The 14,502-nt window shown below is 59.4% G+C and carries 15 protein-coding genes; 4 read left to right on the forward strand and 11 right to left on the reverse strand.

The window, feature by feature from the left end; translation table 11 throughout:
• Positions 1-24 precede the first annotated feature (24 nt).
• The 9 genes from rseP to rpsB form a co-directional block, all read right to left on the reverse strand.
• Entirely contained in the window at positions 25-1,380 is a 1,356-nt protein-coding gene (gene rseP / locus D7I37_RS01820; RefSeq protein WP_095098976.1) for a sigma E protease regulator RseP, read from the reverse strand.
• 28 nt (positions 1,381-1,408) lie between these two features.
• Complete coding sequence (gene cdsA, locus D7I37_RS01825; protein ID WP_061796725.1) at positions 1,409-2,257, reverse strand: phosphatidate cytidylyltransferase; 849 nt, start codon at positions 2,255-2,257, stop codon at positions 1,409-1,411.
• Between the two features lie 9 nt (positions 2,258-2,266).
• On the reverse strand, positions 2,267-3,025 hold the full coding sequence (gene ispU / locus D7I37_RS01830; RefSeq protein ID WP_061796727.1) for a (2E,6E)-farnesyl-diphosphate-specific ditrans,polycis-undecaprenyl-diphosphate synthase: 759 nt from the start codon (positions 3,023-3,025) through the stop codon (positions 2,267-2,269).
• Positions 2,997-3,194 carry a hypothetical protein gene (locus tag D7I37_RS26930; protein WP_165283076.1) on the reverse strand — a complete coding sequence of 66 codons (198 nt, stop codon included), beginning with the start codon at positions 3,192-3,194 and terminating at the stop codon, positions 2,997-2,999. Before D7I37_RS26930 ends, ispU begins: the two co-directional genes overlap by 29 nt.
• 110 nt (positions 3,195-3,304) lie before the next feature.
• Positions 3,305-4,501 (reverse strand): 1-deoxy-D-xylulose-5-phosphate reductoisomerase, encoded by a 1,197-nt coding sequence (gene ispC / locus D7I37_RS01835; RefSeq protein ID WP_061796728.1) that lies wholly within the window; start codon positions 4,499-4,501, stop codon positions 3,305-3,307.
• A gap of 156 nt (positions 4,502-4,657) precedes the next feature.
• On the reverse strand, positions 4,658-5,215 hold the full coding sequence (gene frr / locus D7I37_RS01840; RefSeq protein ID WP_061796730.1) for a ribosome recycling factor: 558 nt from the start codon (positions 5,213-5,215) through the stop codon (positions 4,658-4,660).
• A 109-nt stretch (positions 5,216-5,324) separates the two neighbouring features.
• On the reverse strand, positions 5,325-6,050 hold the full coding sequence (gene pyrH / locus D7I37_RS01845) for a UMP kinase (protein WP_004931940.1): 726 nt from the start codon (positions 6,048-6,050) through the stop codon (positions 5,325-5,327).
• A gap of 148 nt (positions 6,051-6,198) precedes the next feature.
• Positions 6,199-7,050 carry a translation elongation factor Ts gene (gene tsf / locus D7I37_RS01850; RefSeq protein ID WP_061796731.1) on the reverse strand — a complete coding sequence of 284 codons (852 nt, stop codon included), beginning with the start codon at positions 7,048-7,050 and terminating at the stop codon, positions 6,199-6,201.
• Positions 7,051-7,178: 128 nt separating this feature from the next.
• Positions 7,179-7,904, reverse strand: a complete 726-nt coding sequence (gene rpsB / locus D7I37_RS01855) for a 30S ribosomal protein S2 (RefSeq protein ID WP_061796733.1) — start codon at positions 7,902-7,904, stop codon at positions 7,179-7,181.
• Between the two features lie 345 nt (positions 7,905-8,249).
• Between rpsB and map the strand changes: the two genes are divergently transcribed.
• From map to D7I37_RS01875, 4 genes are all read left to right on the forward strand, one after another.
• Positions 8,250-9,044 carry a type I methionyl aminopeptidase gene (map, locus tag D7I37_RS01860; protein ID WP_061796735.1) on the forward strand — a complete coding sequence of 265 codons (795 nt, stop codon included), beginning with the start codon at positions 8,250-8,252 and terminating at the stop codon, positions 9,042-9,044.
• A 75-nt stretch (positions 9,045-9,119) separates the two neighbouring features.
• Positions 9,120-11,786: a bifunctional uridylyltransferase/uridylyl-removing protein GlnD gene (gene glnD, locus D7I37_RS01865; RefSeq protein WP_061797013.1), complete on the forward strand. Its 2,667-nt coding sequence runs from the start codon at positions 9,120-9,122 to the stop codon at positions 11,784-11,786.
• Positions 11,787-11,828: 42 nt separating this feature from the next.
• Complete coding sequence (dapD, locus tag D7I37_RS01870) at positions 11,829-12,653, forward strand: 2,3,4,5-tetrahydropyridine-2,6-dicarboxylate N-succinyltransferase (protein WP_129543213.1); 825 nt, start codon at positions 11,829-11,831, stop codon at positions 12,651-12,653.
• Positions 12,654-12,818: 165 nt separating this feature from the next.
• Complete coding sequence (locus D7I37_RS01875) at positions 12,819-13,208, forward strand: DUF3461 family protein (RefSeq protein WP_006318690.1); 390 nt, start codon at positions 12,819-12,821, stop codon at positions 13,206-13,208.
• 27 nt (positions 13,209-13,235) lie between these two features.
• Here the strand turns inward: D7I37_RS01875 and D7I37_RS01880 are convergent, their stop codons facing one another.
• Together D7I37_RS01880 and truC are read right to left on the reverse strand one after the other, a co-directional pair.
• On the reverse strand, positions 13,236-13,685 hold the full coding sequence (locus tag D7I37_RS01880; protein WP_061796738.1) for a flavodoxin: 450 nt from the start codon (positions 13,683-13,685) through the stop codon (positions 13,236-13,238).
• Positions 13,686-13,718: 33 nt separating this feature from the next.
• Positions 13,719-14,492, reverse strand: a complete 774-nt coding sequence (gene truC / locus D7I37_RS01885; RefSeq protein ID WP_370671114.1) for a tRNA pseudouridine(65) synthase TruC — start codon at positions 14,490-14,492, stop codon at positions 13,719-13,721.
• Positions 14,493-14,502: the final 10 nt, after the last annotated feature.

The following is a 14,502-nucleotide window of genomic DNA, read 5'->3' on the forward strand; positions in this document are numbered from 1 at the left end:
GTTCTTCCTAACCTATCCCCGCCCCTAAAGGCGAGAAAAATCATTGAAAAGTGCAAGACCCATCAGCAGTACCAGCACGATCGAACCTATGCGGTAGCTGTAGTCCTGTACTCGCTCGGAAACCGGCCCACCCTTCAGCTTTTCTATCGCCAGGAAGAGGAGATGCCCACCATCTAACACCGGTAATGGGAACAGGTTGATGATCCCCAGGTTGACGCTAATCAACGCCAGGAACATCAGATAATACACGAACCCGACCCCGGCTGACGCCCCTGCTCCCTGTGCAATCGAAATCGGGCCACTCAGGTTGTTCAGCTTTACATCACCGGTTATTAATTTACCCAGCATGCTGACCGTCAGCCGCATCAGCTGCCAGGTCTTGTCTCCGGCCTGATACAGCGCCGGGAACGGTCCATACTGACGAATCGTCTTATACTCGTCCGGCAGCGGCAGCACTTTCGGAATGATGCCCGCAAACCCCACCGATTTGTCTTTTCCCACCGGCTTTGTATCCGGTATCAGCGTCAAAGACAAGGGGGCGCCGTTTCTTTCGATCTCCAAAGCCAGCGGCTGACCCGGGCCGTCGTGAATACGCTTGACCAGCGTTTGCCAACGACCCAGCAGTTGACCATCGACTTTAACGATCCTGTCCCCCGCTTGCAAACCCGCCTTTTGCGCCGCCGAATTCGGCTGCACTTCGGCCAGCACTGATTCTATCTGCGGACCGCGCGGAATAATACCCAGCGCGACCACGGGATCCTGTTTGTCCGGCTCAAAGTTCCACTGGCGTAAATCCAGGGTTTTGGTCACCTGCTGCGAAGAGCCGAACGGCGCAACGCCCACTTCGGTTTGCGCGTCGCCAATCTTCGCCACCAGCGCCAGACGAACTGATTCCCAATCAGGCGTTTCGATACCGTCAACCGACTTTAGTTCCATTCCCGGCGAAATTTCGGCCTGTGCGGCGATGGACTGCGGCGAGATTTCACCGATGACCGGACGGAAGCTGGGAACGCCGATGATGAACACCAGCCAGTACGCAAGGATAGCAAACAGGAAGTTGGCGATGGGGCCGGCGCTGACGATCGCCGCGCGCTGCCAGACGCTTTTGTTGTTGAAGGCCTGATGACGGAATTCCGGCGCGACGGCGTCGACCCGCTCATCCAGCATCTTCACGTAGCCGCCCAGCGGGATGAGCGCGATGACGTACTCGGTGCCCTGGCGGTCGGTGCGGCGCCACAGGGCGCGGCCGAAGCCGATAGAAAAACGTTCAACGCGCACGCCGCAGCGGCGAGCGACCCAAAAGTGCCCGAACTCGTGCACGGTGATTAACACACCGAGCGCCACCAAAAACGCCACCAGGTTCCAGAGCACGCTGAACATTATCCCTTCACTCCCCGCCATTGACGGATTAAAACACTAACAGCATCAGGCAGGCAAATACCGGAACTGCCGCGGTCAGGCTGTCGATACGATCCAGTATGCCGCCATGACCCGGTATCAGATGACCGCTGTCCTTGATGCCCGCTTCGCGTTTGAACATGCTCTCGGTCAGATCGCCCAGCACCGAAGCCAGCGCGGCGATCACCGAACAGGCCAACAGGGTGGCCGGCACCACGTTCAGCGGTGCGTAGCGGCCGAACAGCCAGGAGATCACCGCCGACGTCACCAGCCCGCCAATCAGCCCTTCCCAGGTCTTGCCCGGCGAGACCTTCGGCGCCAGCTTATGCTTGCCGAACAGTTTGCCGAACATGTAGGCGCCGGAATCCGCGCCCCACACCAGCAGCATCACGTACAGCAGCCACCAGGCGCCGGTAAAATGATTTTCTTCGTAGCCGAACTGGCGCAGCGCCAACATGCCCCAGAAGAACGGCACTATGGTCAGCAGGCCGAACAGCAGGCGCAGCGGGCGCGAATTACGCCAGATGGCCGCCGAACCGGGATAAAACAGCACCAGCAGCAGCGCGGCCAGCCACCAGGCCAGCGACAGCCACAGCGGGCCGCCCACCTGAGGCAGATCGACGGAATGATGGTAGGCGGGGACGCTGAGCATCATCAGCGCCAGCAGAAAACCGCACAGTATCGCCAACCAGATGCGCTGCGGGCGGGAGGTAAAACCGGCCAGTTGGCCCCACTCCCAGGCAGCTAACATGCACACCACGAGCGTTACCAGGGCAAAAGCCACCGGCGGCAGCAAAAACAGCGCTGCGATAACGATCGGAATTAAAATCAGAGCAGTTATGAGGCGATACTTCAGCAAAAGTTCCCCCTAGGACGCATTGGCGCCGATAGGTGTTGTTCCCCCGAAGCGACGCTCACGTTGTGCAAATGCATTCAGCGCACCTTCAAAGACAAGTTCATCAAAATCAGGCCAGAGTACATCAGTGAAGTAAAGTTCGGCATAGGCAATTTGCCACAGCAGGAAGTTACTGATGCGGTGTTCGCCGCCGGTGCGAATAACCAGGTCCACCGGCGCTAAATCGCTCATGCAAACCCGCTCGCTCAATAACTCTTCGCTGATCTGGTCCGGACGCAGCACGCCGTCCTGCACCTGCTCAGCCAGTTCCCTTACTCCCTGAATGATATCCCAACGGCCACCGTAGTTGGCGGCGATGTTGAGCGTCAGGCCATCGTTATTTTCCGTCAGCTGCTCCGAGCGATGGATGCGCTCTTGCAAACGCGCGCTGAAACGGCTGATATCACCGATCACGCGCAGCCTGACGTTATGTTTATGCAGGCTTTTTACTTCGCTATCCAGGGCGCGGACAAAAAGCTCCATCAACGCGGAGACTTCCTGTACCGGGCGGTTCCAGTTTTCGCTGCTGAAGGCATAAAGCGTGAGTGCATCCAAATGGTTGCTGGCGGCAAAGCTGACCGCGCGGCGCACCGATTTCACCCCTGCTTTATGACCGAAGACACGTAACTTGCCCTGACGTTTGGCCCAGCGTCCGTTGCCGTCCATGATGATGGCGACGTGGCGTGGCCCAGAAAGGGATGGATTAGCCTCTTGTTGATTTGCGGACGACATAACTCGTACTTATTTCCTCAATAGAAATATAACTGCCTTTCCGGAACATCAGGCCCTTACGCGCAAAAAAAGCCGTGTGCCCGACACGGCTTTGCAGTCTGCCCCAGCGATAGCCGGCCAACGCCGGCTCGCCATCGGCATTCAGGATGCCAATCAGGCCATTATTCAACGGTATAACCGCTGACAAGTGGCGCAGACTATACCACCTCAGCAGGGCATGAACAAACGGCCCCACTGCGGCACGCGCGAATTACGAACAAAATCGGATAATAACCGTTATCAACCGCGCAGCGAGCTGACAGCCTCGTTGGCCGCCGCGCGCGCCTGACGATCTATTTCTAAGACCGCATCGATGCAGGACGGTTCCTGCAGCGACAGACGCTCCACCACCCGGCGGTTGACGTCGGCGATGTCGGTGAAGCGAATCTGCGCCTGCAGGAACGCCGCCACCGCCACTTCGTTGGCCGCGTTAAGCGCGGTGGTCGCCGCCTGGCCTGCGTCAAAGGCTTCTATCGCCAGATACAGGCAGGGGTAACGCTCGCGTTCCGGCTCGGCAAAGGTCAACGACCCGATGCGGCAGAAATCCAGCGCGGCCACGCCGGAACTGACCCGCTGCGGGTAAGCCATGGCGTGGGCGATCGGCGTGCGCATGTCCGGCGTGCCCAGTTGGGCCAGCACGCTGCCGTCGGCATAGCGCACCATCGAGTGGATCACCGACTGCGGATGCAGGATCACTTCCATTTGTTCGGCCGAGGCGTTAAACAGCCAGCGGGCCTCAATATATTCCAGACCTTTGTTCATCATGGTGGCCGAGTCCACCGAGATCTTGCGGCCCATCGACCAGTTAGGGTGGGCGCAGGCCTGATCCGGCGTCATCGCGGCGAACTGTTCCAGCGGCGTGGTGCGGAACGGGCCGCCGGAACCGGTAAGCACGATGCGCGAAACACCATGATCGTCCAGTGAAGAGTATCCCAACTGACGCTGAATGCTCTCAGGCAAACTCTGAAAAATCGCGTTATGCTCGCTATCCAGCGGCAGCAACTGCGCCTGGCTCTTTTGCACCGCGTCCATAAACAGGCGCCCGCAGGTCACCAGCGACTCTTTGTTCGCCAGCAGCACCTGCTTGCCGGCGCGGATCGCCGCCAGCGTCGGCAGCAGGCCGGCGGCGCCGACGATCGCCGCCGTCACCTGGTCGACGTCGCTCAGCGCGGCCAGCTCGCAGGCAGCTTGTTCACCCGCCATGACTTCGGTGGCGACGCCGTTTTCCGCCAGGATAGCGCGCAGCTCGCGCGCCGCGTTTTCATCCGCCATCGCCGCATAGGCCGGGCGGAACTCCATGCACTGCTGCGCCATCACCGCCACGTTGCGGCCGGCAACCAGCGCTTTAATCGCGAAACGCGCGGGATTTTCCCTGACCACGGCCAGGGTGCTGGTCCCTACCGAGCCGGTCGAGCCTAGAATAGTCAGTTGCTTCATGAGTTCACTCTGAATAACTGTCTGATGAGATCGAAGGGGATCCAGTGTCTAACCTTGGACACCGCTTGTCCATGATCTTTCAGTACGTTGAAACGGGATCTGCGCCACAAAAAACAAAGCGCCGCCCAGGCGACGCTTTTTTATGCGCGATGCTGATTAGAAGTCCATCAGCTCTTTTTCTTTGTCCGCCAGCGCGGCATCAAGCAGCTTGATGTAGGCGTCGGTCATTTTCTGAATATCGTCCTGAGAACGACGATCTTCGTCTTCGCTGATTTCTTTGTCTTTCAGCAGCGCTTTCACCTTGTCGTTGGCGTCGCGGCGCACGTTACGCACGGCTACGCGGCCCTGCTCGGCTTCGCCGCGCACCACTTTGATCAGATCCTTGCGGCGCTCTTCGGTCAGCGGAGGAAGCGGAACGCGGATCACGCTGCCGGCGGAGCTCGGGTTCAGACCGAGATCGGAAGACATGATGGCCTTCTCAACCGCCGACCCCAACGAGCGGTCAAACAGGTTGATCGCCAGGGTGCGGGAATCTTCAACGGTCACGTTGGCCAGCTGGCGCAGCGGGGTAGCGGCGCCGTAATATTCCACCATGATGCCGTCCAGAATGCTTGGGGAAGCACGGCCGGTACGAACTTTGCTGATTTGGTTTTTGAATGCTTCGACGCTTTTTTCCATGCGTGCATCGGCATCTTTTCTGATTTCATTAATCACGTTGCGAACCCTTGGAAGCTGGTTACTTGGCAGGCGATACCTCAAGTATAGCCCGTGAATTGTACTCGGAGAGCGCACGGCGCCAGGCGTCATCCGCTCCGCTAAATCCTTATTTGCTGATCAGCGTACCTTCGTTCTCACCCATCACCACGCGGCGCAGCGCGCCAGGCTTGTTCATGTTGAACACGCGGATCGGCAGACCGTGATCGCGCGCCAGCGTAAACGCCGCCAGGTCCATCACTTTCAGCTCGCGCTCCAGCACGTCCTGATAGGTTAACTGTTCGTACAGCGTCGCATCCGGGTTTTTAACCGGATCGGCGGAGTATACGCCATCCACTTTGGTGGCTTTCAACACCACGTCCGCTTCGATCTCGATGCCGCGCAGGCAGGCGGCGGAGTCGGTGGTGAAGAACGGGTTGCCGGTACCGGCGGAGAAGATCACCACGCGGTTGTTGCGCAGCAGGCTGATCGCCTCGGCCCAGCTGTAGTTGTCGCACACGCCGTTCAACGGGATTGCCGACATCAGGCGGGCGTTCACATAGGCACGGTGCAGTGCATCACGCATAGCCAGGCCGTTCATCACGGTAGCCAGCATTCCCATGTGGTCGCCCACTACGCGGTTCATGCCGGCCTGAGCCAGCCCCGCGCCGCGGAACAAGTTCCCGCCGCCAATAACTACACCGACCTGAATTCCCAGTTCGACCAGCTCTTTCACTTCCTGAGCCATGCGATCCAAAACGCTTGCGTCGATACCAAAACCTTCTGCACCTTGCAGGGCTTCGCCACTCAGTTTGAGCAAGATACGCTGATATACGGGTTTTGCATTGGTTGCCATGGTGTTCTGTCCTAAGAAGCAGTATTAGTGTTGGGGATTTCAGCCGATGAAACGCGTCTGAGGTGAGTATAACGCCACAGAGCCTGCCACCGGTGTAATTCTGGCTGGATAGTATGGAACCGCCAAACGGCGGTTCCATTGGCAGTCATTAAGACTGTTTGCTCATTGCCGCAACTTCGGCAGCAAAGTCGGTTTCGACTTTAACGATGCCTTCGCCCACTTCGAAGCGGATGAAGTTGATCACGTCAGCGTTGTGCTCTTTCAGCACCTGGCCAACGGACTTGCTCGGTTCGATAACGAAAGGCTGACCGGTCAGAGAAACTTCGCCGGTGAATTTCTTCATGCGGCCTTCAACCATTTTCTCTGCGATTTCTTTCGGCTTGCCAGACTGCATGGCGATGTCCAGCTGAACCTGGTACTCTTTCTCAACCACTTCTGCAGACACATCTTCAGGCTTAACGAATTCTGGCTTGCTCGCCGCAACGTGCATGGCGATTTGCTTAACCAGCTCTTCGTCAGCGCCTTTAGCCGCGATCAGAACGCCGATGCGCGCGCCGTGCAGGTAGCTGCCCAGCACGTCGCCTTCCAGGGCTGCGATGCGGCGAATGTTGATGTTCTCACCGATTTTTGCCACCAGAGCAACACGCTCTTCTTCGAATTGCGCTTTCAGCACGTCAACGTCGGTGATTTTGCCGGCAACGGCGGCGTCCAGCACTTTGTCGGCGAATGCCTGGAAGCCCGCGTCTTTAGCAACGAAGTCAGTCTGGCAGTTAACTTCCAGGATCATGCCGTAGTTGCCTGCGATCTTGGTTTTGATCACGCCGTCAGCAGCTACGTTGCCTGCTTTTTTCGCCGCTTTGATCGCGCCAGATTTACGCATGTTTTCGATTGCCAGCTCGATGTCGCCGTTGGCTTCGACCAGTGCTTTCTTACAATCCATCATGCCAGCGCCGGTACGCTCACGCAGTTCTTTTACCAGAGCAGCGGTAATATCAGCCATTTCTTTTTCCTCGGTTATCTCGCACGGAGACAGTTCTCATTCAGATAAGCAAAGGGGGCCTTTAAGGCCCCCCTAACCAACATATGTCAATACCTGGTTAATAAGGGCTCAGTGACGAGCTTGCCTTATTATTCAGCTTCTACGAAGCTTTCTTCCGCCTGAACGGCCAGATCTTGAGAACGACCTTCACGGACGGCGGTAGCAACGGCAGTCAGGTACAGGTTTACTGCACGGATTGCATCGTCGTTACCAGGGATAATGAAGTCAACGCCGTCTGGATCGGAGTTGGTATCAACGATAGAGAATACCGGGATACCCAGGTTGTTGGCTTCTTTAATCGCGATGTGCTCGTGATCTGCATCGATTACGAACAGAGCGTCAGGCAGACCACCCATGTCCTTGATACCACCCAGGGAGTTTTCCAGCTTGGCCAGTTCGCGAGTACGCATCAGCGCCTCTTTCTTGGTCAGCTTGTCGAAGGTGCCGTCTTGGGACTGGATTTCCAGATCTTTCAAACGCTTGATGGACTGACGAACGGTTTTCCAGTTAGTCAGCATGCCGCCCAACCAGCGATGGTTCACGAAGAACTGGTCGCAGTTGTGTGCAGCTTCTTTTACCGCTTCGCTTGCTGCGCGCTTGGTACCAACGAACAGGATCTTGCCTTTACGGGAAGAGATCTTGGTCAGTTCAGCCAGAGCGGCGTTGAACATTGGTACGGTCTGCTCAAGGTTGATGATGTGAACCTTGTTACGAGCGCCGAAGATGAAAGGCTTCATTTTCGGGTTCCAGTAACGGGTCTGGTGACCGAAGTGAACACCGGCCTTGAGCATGTCGCGCATGGAAACAGTTGCCATGATTAAACCTCTATAGATTAGTTGGGGTTATGCCTCCACGTATCCCATAACGCCGACCCCGGCGGTGATAAATCACCTCGAGGCACCCCGGCGGATGTGCCGATACGTGTGTGTTATTTACACAATGTGAGTGCAGTTAAAGTATTTTCGGCCATTTCCGTCGTTGCCACAAGGACGCAGAGCGGATCGCCGGCGCGCTTTATACCATAAACCCGCCACCGACACCAACTTTTGTTGCGTTTGGCCGGCCGCCGGGAAATGAAATTTGGCAGCCCCCCGGCCGGGCTGATACCATGAGTCACTGCTTCTTATTGTCGACGATAACGACACCTGCGGACGAATTTCATGGCAATCTCAATTAAAACACCTGATGACATCCAAAAAATGCGCGTGGCCGGCCGCCTGGCCGCCGAAGTGCTGGAGATCATCGAGCCGCACGTCAAACCTGGCGTGACCACCGGCGAACTGGACCGTATCTGTCACGAGTACATCACCAACGAGCAGCAGGCCATCTCCGCCTGCCTCGGTTATCACGGCTTCCCGAAGTCCGTGTGCATCTCGGTGAACGAAGTGGTGTGCCACGGCATCCCGAGCGATGACAAAGTGCTGAAGGACGGCGACATCGTCAATATCGACGTGACCGTGATTAAAGACGGCTTCCACGGCGACACCTCCAAAATGTTCATCGTCGGCAAGCCGACCATTCTGGGCGAGCGCCTGTGCCGCGTCACTCAGGAAAGTCTGTATCTGGCGCTGAAAATGGTGAAGCCGGGCATTCGCCTGCGCACCCTGGGCAAAGAGATCCAGAAATTCGTCGAAGCCGAGCGCTTCTCCGTGGTGCGCGAGTACTGCGGCCACGGCATCGGCGAGGTGTTCCACGAAGAGCCGCAGGTGCTGCACTATGACGCCGACGACGGCGGCGTGGTGCTGCAGGCCGGCATGGCGTTCACCATCGAGCCGATGGTCAACGCCGGCGATTACCGCATCCGCACCATGAAAGACGGCTGGACGGTAAAAACCAAGGATCGCAGCTTGTCGGCGCAGTATGAGCATACTATTGTGGTCACTGATAACGGCTGCGAGATAATGACGTTGCGCAAGGATGACACCATCCCCAACATCATTACGCACGAGATGTAAGCGCCGCGGCCCATGGCCGCGCTGCATGATGTCACAGGCCGGCTTTTGCCGGCCTTTTTTATGGGCTGCGTATTTATGTCTGAAAACTTTCGTCAACAGGACACTCCGGCCGTCGCGCCGCGGCAGCCTGAGTATCCCAACGCTTACGGCGACGAGGAGATCAACTGCCTGGCGCTGAAGCAGCGGCTGGAGCAGTTCCAGCTTTGGCTGGCGGCGGCGTTCGACGCCGGATCCAGCGCCGAGAGCCTGGTGGCGGCGCGCAGCGATTTCATCGACCGGCTGCTGCGCCGCCTGTGGACCTTCTACGGCTTTGAGGATATTCCGGAAACCGCGCTGGTGGCGGTCGGCGGCTATGGCCGCGGCGAGCTGCATCCGCTGTCGGACATCGACGTGCTGGTGCTCAGCCAGCGCCGGCTCAACGAACAACAATCCCAGCGGGTCGGCGAATTCATCACGCTGCTGTGGGACCTGAAGCTGGAAGTCGGCCACAGCGTGCGCACGCTCGAAGAGTGCCTGCTGGAGGGGTTGGCGGATCTGACCGTCGCCACCAACCTGATCGAATCGCGGATGATCTGCGGCGACGTGGCGCTGTTCCTGCAGATGCAAAAGCACATCTTCAGCGACGGCTTCTGGCCTTCGCCGCAGTTTTTCCACGCCAAGCTGGACGAGCAGCAGGAGCGCCATCAGCGCTATCACGGCACCAGCTACAACCTGGAGCCGGACATCAAGAGCAGCCCGGGCGGCCTGCGCGATATCCACACCCTGCTGTGGGTGGCGCGCCGCCACTTCGGCGCCACCTCGCTGGACGAAATGGTCGGCTTCGGCTTCCTCACCCAGGCGGAGCGCAACGAACTGAACGAGTGCCAGAGCTTCCTGTGGCGCATCCGTTTTGCGCTGCACCTGGTGCTGTCGCGCTATGACAACCGCCTGCTGTTCGACCGCCAACTCAACGTCGCGCAGCTGCTGCGTTACCAGGGCGAAGGCAACGAGCCGGTCGAGCGCATGATGAAAGACTTCTACCGCATGACGCGCCGCGTCAGCGAACTGAACCACATGCTGCTGCAGCTGTTCGACGAAGCGATCCTGGCGCTGGACGCCACCGAAAAACCGCGGCCGCTGAACGACGACTTCCAGCTGCGCGGCAATCTGATCGACCTGCGCGACGAAACGCTGTTTATTCGTCAGCCGGAGGCCATCATGCGGATGTTCTATCTGATGGTGCGCAACCGCGAGATCAAGGGCATCTACTCCACGACGGTGCGCCAGCTGCGCCATGCGCGCCGCCATCTGAAACAGCCGCTGTGCACCATTCCCGAGGCGCGCGATCTGTTCATGGCGATCCTGCGCCATCCGGGCGCGGTGTCGCGCGCGCTGGTGCCGATGCACCGCCACAGCGTGCTGTGGGCCTATATGCCGCAGTGGGGCAAGATTGTCGGCCAGATGCAGTTCGACCTGTTCCACGCCTATACCGTGGACGAACACACCATCCGGGTGCTGCAGAAGCTGGAAAGCTTCGCCGATGCGGAAACCCGCCCGCGCCACCCGCTGTGCGTCGAGCTGTATCCGCGCCTGCCGCACCCGGAGCTGCTGCTGCTGGCGGCGCTGTTCCACGACATCGCCAAAGGCCGCGGCGGCGATCACTCGATCCTCGGCGCGGAAGACGTGCAGGAGTTCGCCGAGCTGCACGGCCTCAATTCACGCGAGACGCAGCTGGTGGCCTGGCTGGTGCGCTGCCACCTGCTGATGTCGGTGACCGCCCAGCGCCGCGACATCCAGGACCCCACGGTGATCCAGCAGTTCAGCGCCGAAGTGCAGAGCGAAACCCGCCTGCGCTATCTGGTGTGCCTGACGGTGGCGGACATCTGCGCCACCAACGAAACCCTGTGGAACAGCTGGAAGCAGAGCCTGTTGCGCGAGCTGTACTTCGCCACCGAAAAACAGCTGCGCCGCGGCATGCAAAACAGCCCGGACCTGCGCGAGCGCGTGCGGCATCACCGGCTGCAGGCGCTGGCGCTGCTGCGCATGGACAATATCGACGAAGAGGCGCTGCACCGCATCTGGAGCCGCTGCCGCGCCGACTACTTCCTGCGCCACTCGCCGAACCAGCTGGCCTGGCACGCGCGCCACCTGCTGGCCCACGACTCGACCCAGCCGCTGGTGCTGGTCAGCCGGCAGGCGACGCGCGGCGGCACCGAGATTTTCATCTGGAGCCCGGACCGCCCTTATCTGTTCGCCGCCGTGGCCGGCGAAATGGACCGCCGCAACCTCAGCGTGCATGACGCCCAGATTTTCACCAACCGCGACGGCATGGCGATGGACACCTTTATCGTGCTGGAGCCGGACGGCAGCCCGCTGGCGCAGGATCGCCACGCGGCGATCCGCCACGCGCTGCTGCAGGCCATCACCCAGCGCGAATACCAGCCGCCGCGGGTGCGCCGGCCGTCGTCCAAGCTGCGTCATTTCAGCGTGCCGACCGAGGTCAACTTCCTGCCGACCCACACCGACCGCCGCAGCTATCTGGAGCTGACCGCGCTCGATCAGCCGGGCCTGCTGGCCAGAGTGGGCGAAGTCTTCGCCGATCTCGGCCTGTCGCTGCACGGCGCGCGCATTTCCACCATCGGCGAGCGGGTCGAGGATTTGTTTATTCTCGCCGACGGCGATCGCCGCGCCCTCGACCAGGAAACGCGCAGAAAGTTGGAACAACGGTTGACAGAGGCCCTCAATCCAAACGATAAAATGTGATACAAGTAACTTTTTACCGACAACATCAGGACAGAGAACAGAATGCAGCAATTACAGAACGTTATTGAAAGCGCCTTCGAACGCCGTGCGGACATCACTCCGGCGAACGTGGACCGCGTAACGCGTGAAGCGGTAAACCAGGTGATCGGCCTGTTGGACAGCGGCGCCCTGCGCGTTGCCGAGAAGATCGACGATCAGTGGGTAACGCATCAGTGGCTGAAAAAAGCCGTACTGCTCTCTTTCCGCATCAACGACAACAAGGTGATGGACGGCGCGGAAACGCGCTATTACGACAAGGTGCCGATGAAGTTCGCCGACTACGACGAAGCGCGCTTCCAGAAAGAGGGCTTCCGCGTGGTGCCGCCGGCGACCGTGCGCCAGGGCGCATTTATCGCGCGCAACACCGTGCTGATGCCGTCTTACGTCAACATCGGCGCCTACGTCGACGAAGGCACCATGGTCGATACCTGGGCCACCGTCGGCTCCTGCGCGCAGATCGGCAAGAACGTCCACCTGTCCGGCGGCGTCGGCATCGGCGGCGTGCTGGAGCCGCTGCAGGCCAACCCGACCATCATCGAAGACAACTGCTTCATCGGCGCGCGCTCCGAAGTGGTTGAAGGGGTGATCGTGGAAGAAGGCTCGGTGATTTCCATGGGCGTTTACCTGGGCCAAAGCACCCGCATCTACGACCGCGAAACCGGCGAAGTGCACTACGGCCGCGTACCGGCCGGCTCGGTGGTGGTGTCCGGCAACCTGCCGTCCAAAGACGGTTCTTACAGCCTGTACTGCGCGGTGATCGTCAAGAAGGTCGACGCCAAGACCCGCGGTAAAGTCGGCATTAACGAGTTATTGCGCACCATCGACTAAATTAAGATAGCGGGTGATTCACCCGCTATTTTTTTGTCTGCGTTTCGTCGGCAGTCACAGTCGCAGACCCCGCTTTCCGCCATAATCGCAGTCGTGGACCCCTGAATAATGCGAGGCGGTTCGAGGTATGACGGGATATAACGATCACATAACAGAGGGCGCAGTATGTACGATAACCTGAAAAGCTTGGGCATCAATCAACCGGAAGACGTCGATCGCTATAGCCTGCGTCAAGAGGCCAATAACGACATCCTCAAGATTTATTTCCGCAAGGACAAGGGCGAGTTTTTCGCCAAAAGCGTGAAGTTCAAGTATCCGCGCCAGCGCAAAACCGTGGTGGCGGATAACGCCGGGCAGGGGTACAAGGAAATCCACGAGATCAACCCGAACCTGCGCTACGTGATCGACGAACTGGATCAGCTGTGCCAGCGCGACCAGGTGGAAGTGGATCTGAAGCGTAAAATTCTCGACGACCTGCGCCATCTCGAAGGCGTGGTGTCACACAAAATCGCCGAGATCGAATCCGATCTGGAAAAACTGACCCGCGGCAAATAATTCAGGGCCGGTTCGCCCGGCCCTTTTTTATTTCAGCAAGCTGCCCCACCGCTCCACCCAGGGGCAAGACGCCACCTCCGGCTCCGGCTGCTCCATCGCGTCTATCTCCAGCACTTCACCGATACGGGTCGCGCCCTGCTCCTGCAGCAGCGCGTCGAACGCGCGCCCGGCGCCGCAGAAATCGTCATAGCTGCTGTCACCCAACGCGATCAGACCATAGCGCAACTCCGGCTGATAGCCGACCTGATCGCGGATGGCGTGGAACAACGGCGCGATGCTGTCCGGCAGATCGCCCTGCCCGGTGGTCGAGGTGACCACCAGCGCGTAGTGCTGGCGATAAAACTGCCAGGCCTCCAGCGTGCCCTCTTCGAACAGTTTGACCTCATGGCCCTGTTCGCTGAGAATGTTTTCCGCCTCTTCCGCCACCAGCAGCGAATTGCCGTAGACGGTTCCCACGAAGATACCAACCTGAGCCATGGCTCCAACTCCCTTCATTACCTTTGAAAATTGTCAGCTATCCTGACCGTTAGCCGCACTAAACTCAACCCCGGCAAGCTCGGGGAAAACCCCCGCCCAGCCGAACTGCGCCATTACGCCCTGCCAGGGTTCATCCCAACGGGCGGAAATCTGCAGCGGTTCGCCGGTCACCGGGTGGTTCAGCTGCAGATGGCTGGCGTGCAGCATCAGCCGCGCGCAGCCGAAGTGCTGCGCCATGCCGCGGTTCTGGCGCAGATCGCCGTGCTTGCTGTCGCCGATGATCGGATGGCGAAGATGCACCATATGGCGGCGCAGCTGGTGCTTGCGGCCGTTTTCCGGCTTCAGCTCCAGCAGGCTGTAGCGCGCGCTGTCGTAGCGGCCGATGGCGACCGGCATCTCCACCTGCGCCAACGGCCGGTAGTGGGTCACCGCCGGCTGCGGGCCTTTGTCGGCCGTCGCATGTTTATCGGCGATCTTGTCCCGCTCTTCCGTCAGCGGGTAATCGAGGGTGGCCCCTTCCTGCACGTAGCCGCGCACCACCGCATGATAGGTTTTCTGCACCCGGTGTTGCTCGAACTGCTGCGACAGCAGGCGCGCCACCTCGCTGGACAGCGCCATCAACAGCACGCCGGAGGTCGGGCGGTCGAGGCGATGCACGGTGAACACGTGTTGACCGATCTGGTCACGCACCGTCTGCATCATAAACCGCGTTTCGTGGCGATCCAGCCAGCTGCGGTGCACCAGCCAGCCGGACGGTTTGTTCACCGCCACCAGGTGCTCATCCCGGTACAAAACCTCAATCACCATCTCTGTTCCT

The organism is Serratia sp. 1D1416 (genome assembly GCF_003641105.1).
Classification (GTDB): domain Bacteria; phylum Pseudomonadota; class Gammaproteobacteria; order Enterobacterales; family Enterobacteriaceae; genus Serratia; species Serratia ficaria.

Coding starts and splice junctions, on each gene's coding strand:
- rseP (WP_095098976.1), bottom strand. CDS start 1,380: ATGTTCAGCGTGCTCTGGAACCTGGTGGCGTTTTTGGTGGCGCTCGGT.
- dapD (WP_129543213.1), top strand. CDS start 11,829: ATGCAGCAATTACAGAACGTTATTGAAAGCGCCTTCGAACGCCGTGCG.
- tsf (WP_061796731.1), bottom strand. CDS start 7,050: ATGGCTGATATTACCGCTGCTCTGGTAAAAGAACTGCGTGAGCGTACC.
- truC (WP_370671114.1), bottom strand. CDS start 14,492: ATGGTGATTGAGGTTTTGTACCGGGATGAGCACCTGGTGGCGGTGAAC.
- ispC (WP_061796728.1), bottom strand. CDS start 4,501: ATGAAGCAACTGACTATTCTAGGCTCGACCGGCTCGGTAGGGACCAGC.
- glnD (WP_061797013.1), top strand. CDS start 9,120: ATGTCTGAAAACTTTCGTCAACAGGACACTCCGGCCGTCGCGCCGCGG.
- map (WP_061796735.1), top strand. CDS start 8,250: ATGGCAATCTCAATTAAAACACCTGATGACATCCAAAAAATGCGCGTG.
- D7I37_RS01875 (WP_006318690.1), top strand. CDS start 12,819: ATGTACGATAACCTGAAAAGCTTGGGCATCAATCAACCGGAAGACGTC.
- ispU (WP_061796727.1), bottom strand. CDS start 3,025: ATGTCGTCCGCAAATCAACAAGAGGCTAATCCATCCCTTTCTGGGCCA.
- pyrH (WP_004931940.1), bottom strand. CDS start 6,050: ATGGCAACCAATGCAAAACCCGTATATCAGCGTATCTTGCTCAAACTG.
- D7I37_RS01880 (WP_061796738.1), bottom strand. CDS start 13,685: ATGGCTCAGGTTGGTATCTTCGTGGGAACCGTCTACGGCAATTCGCTG.
- rpsB (WP_061796733.1), bottom strand. CDS start 7,904: ATGGCAACTGTTTCCATGCGCGACATGCTCAAGGCCGGTGTTCACTTC.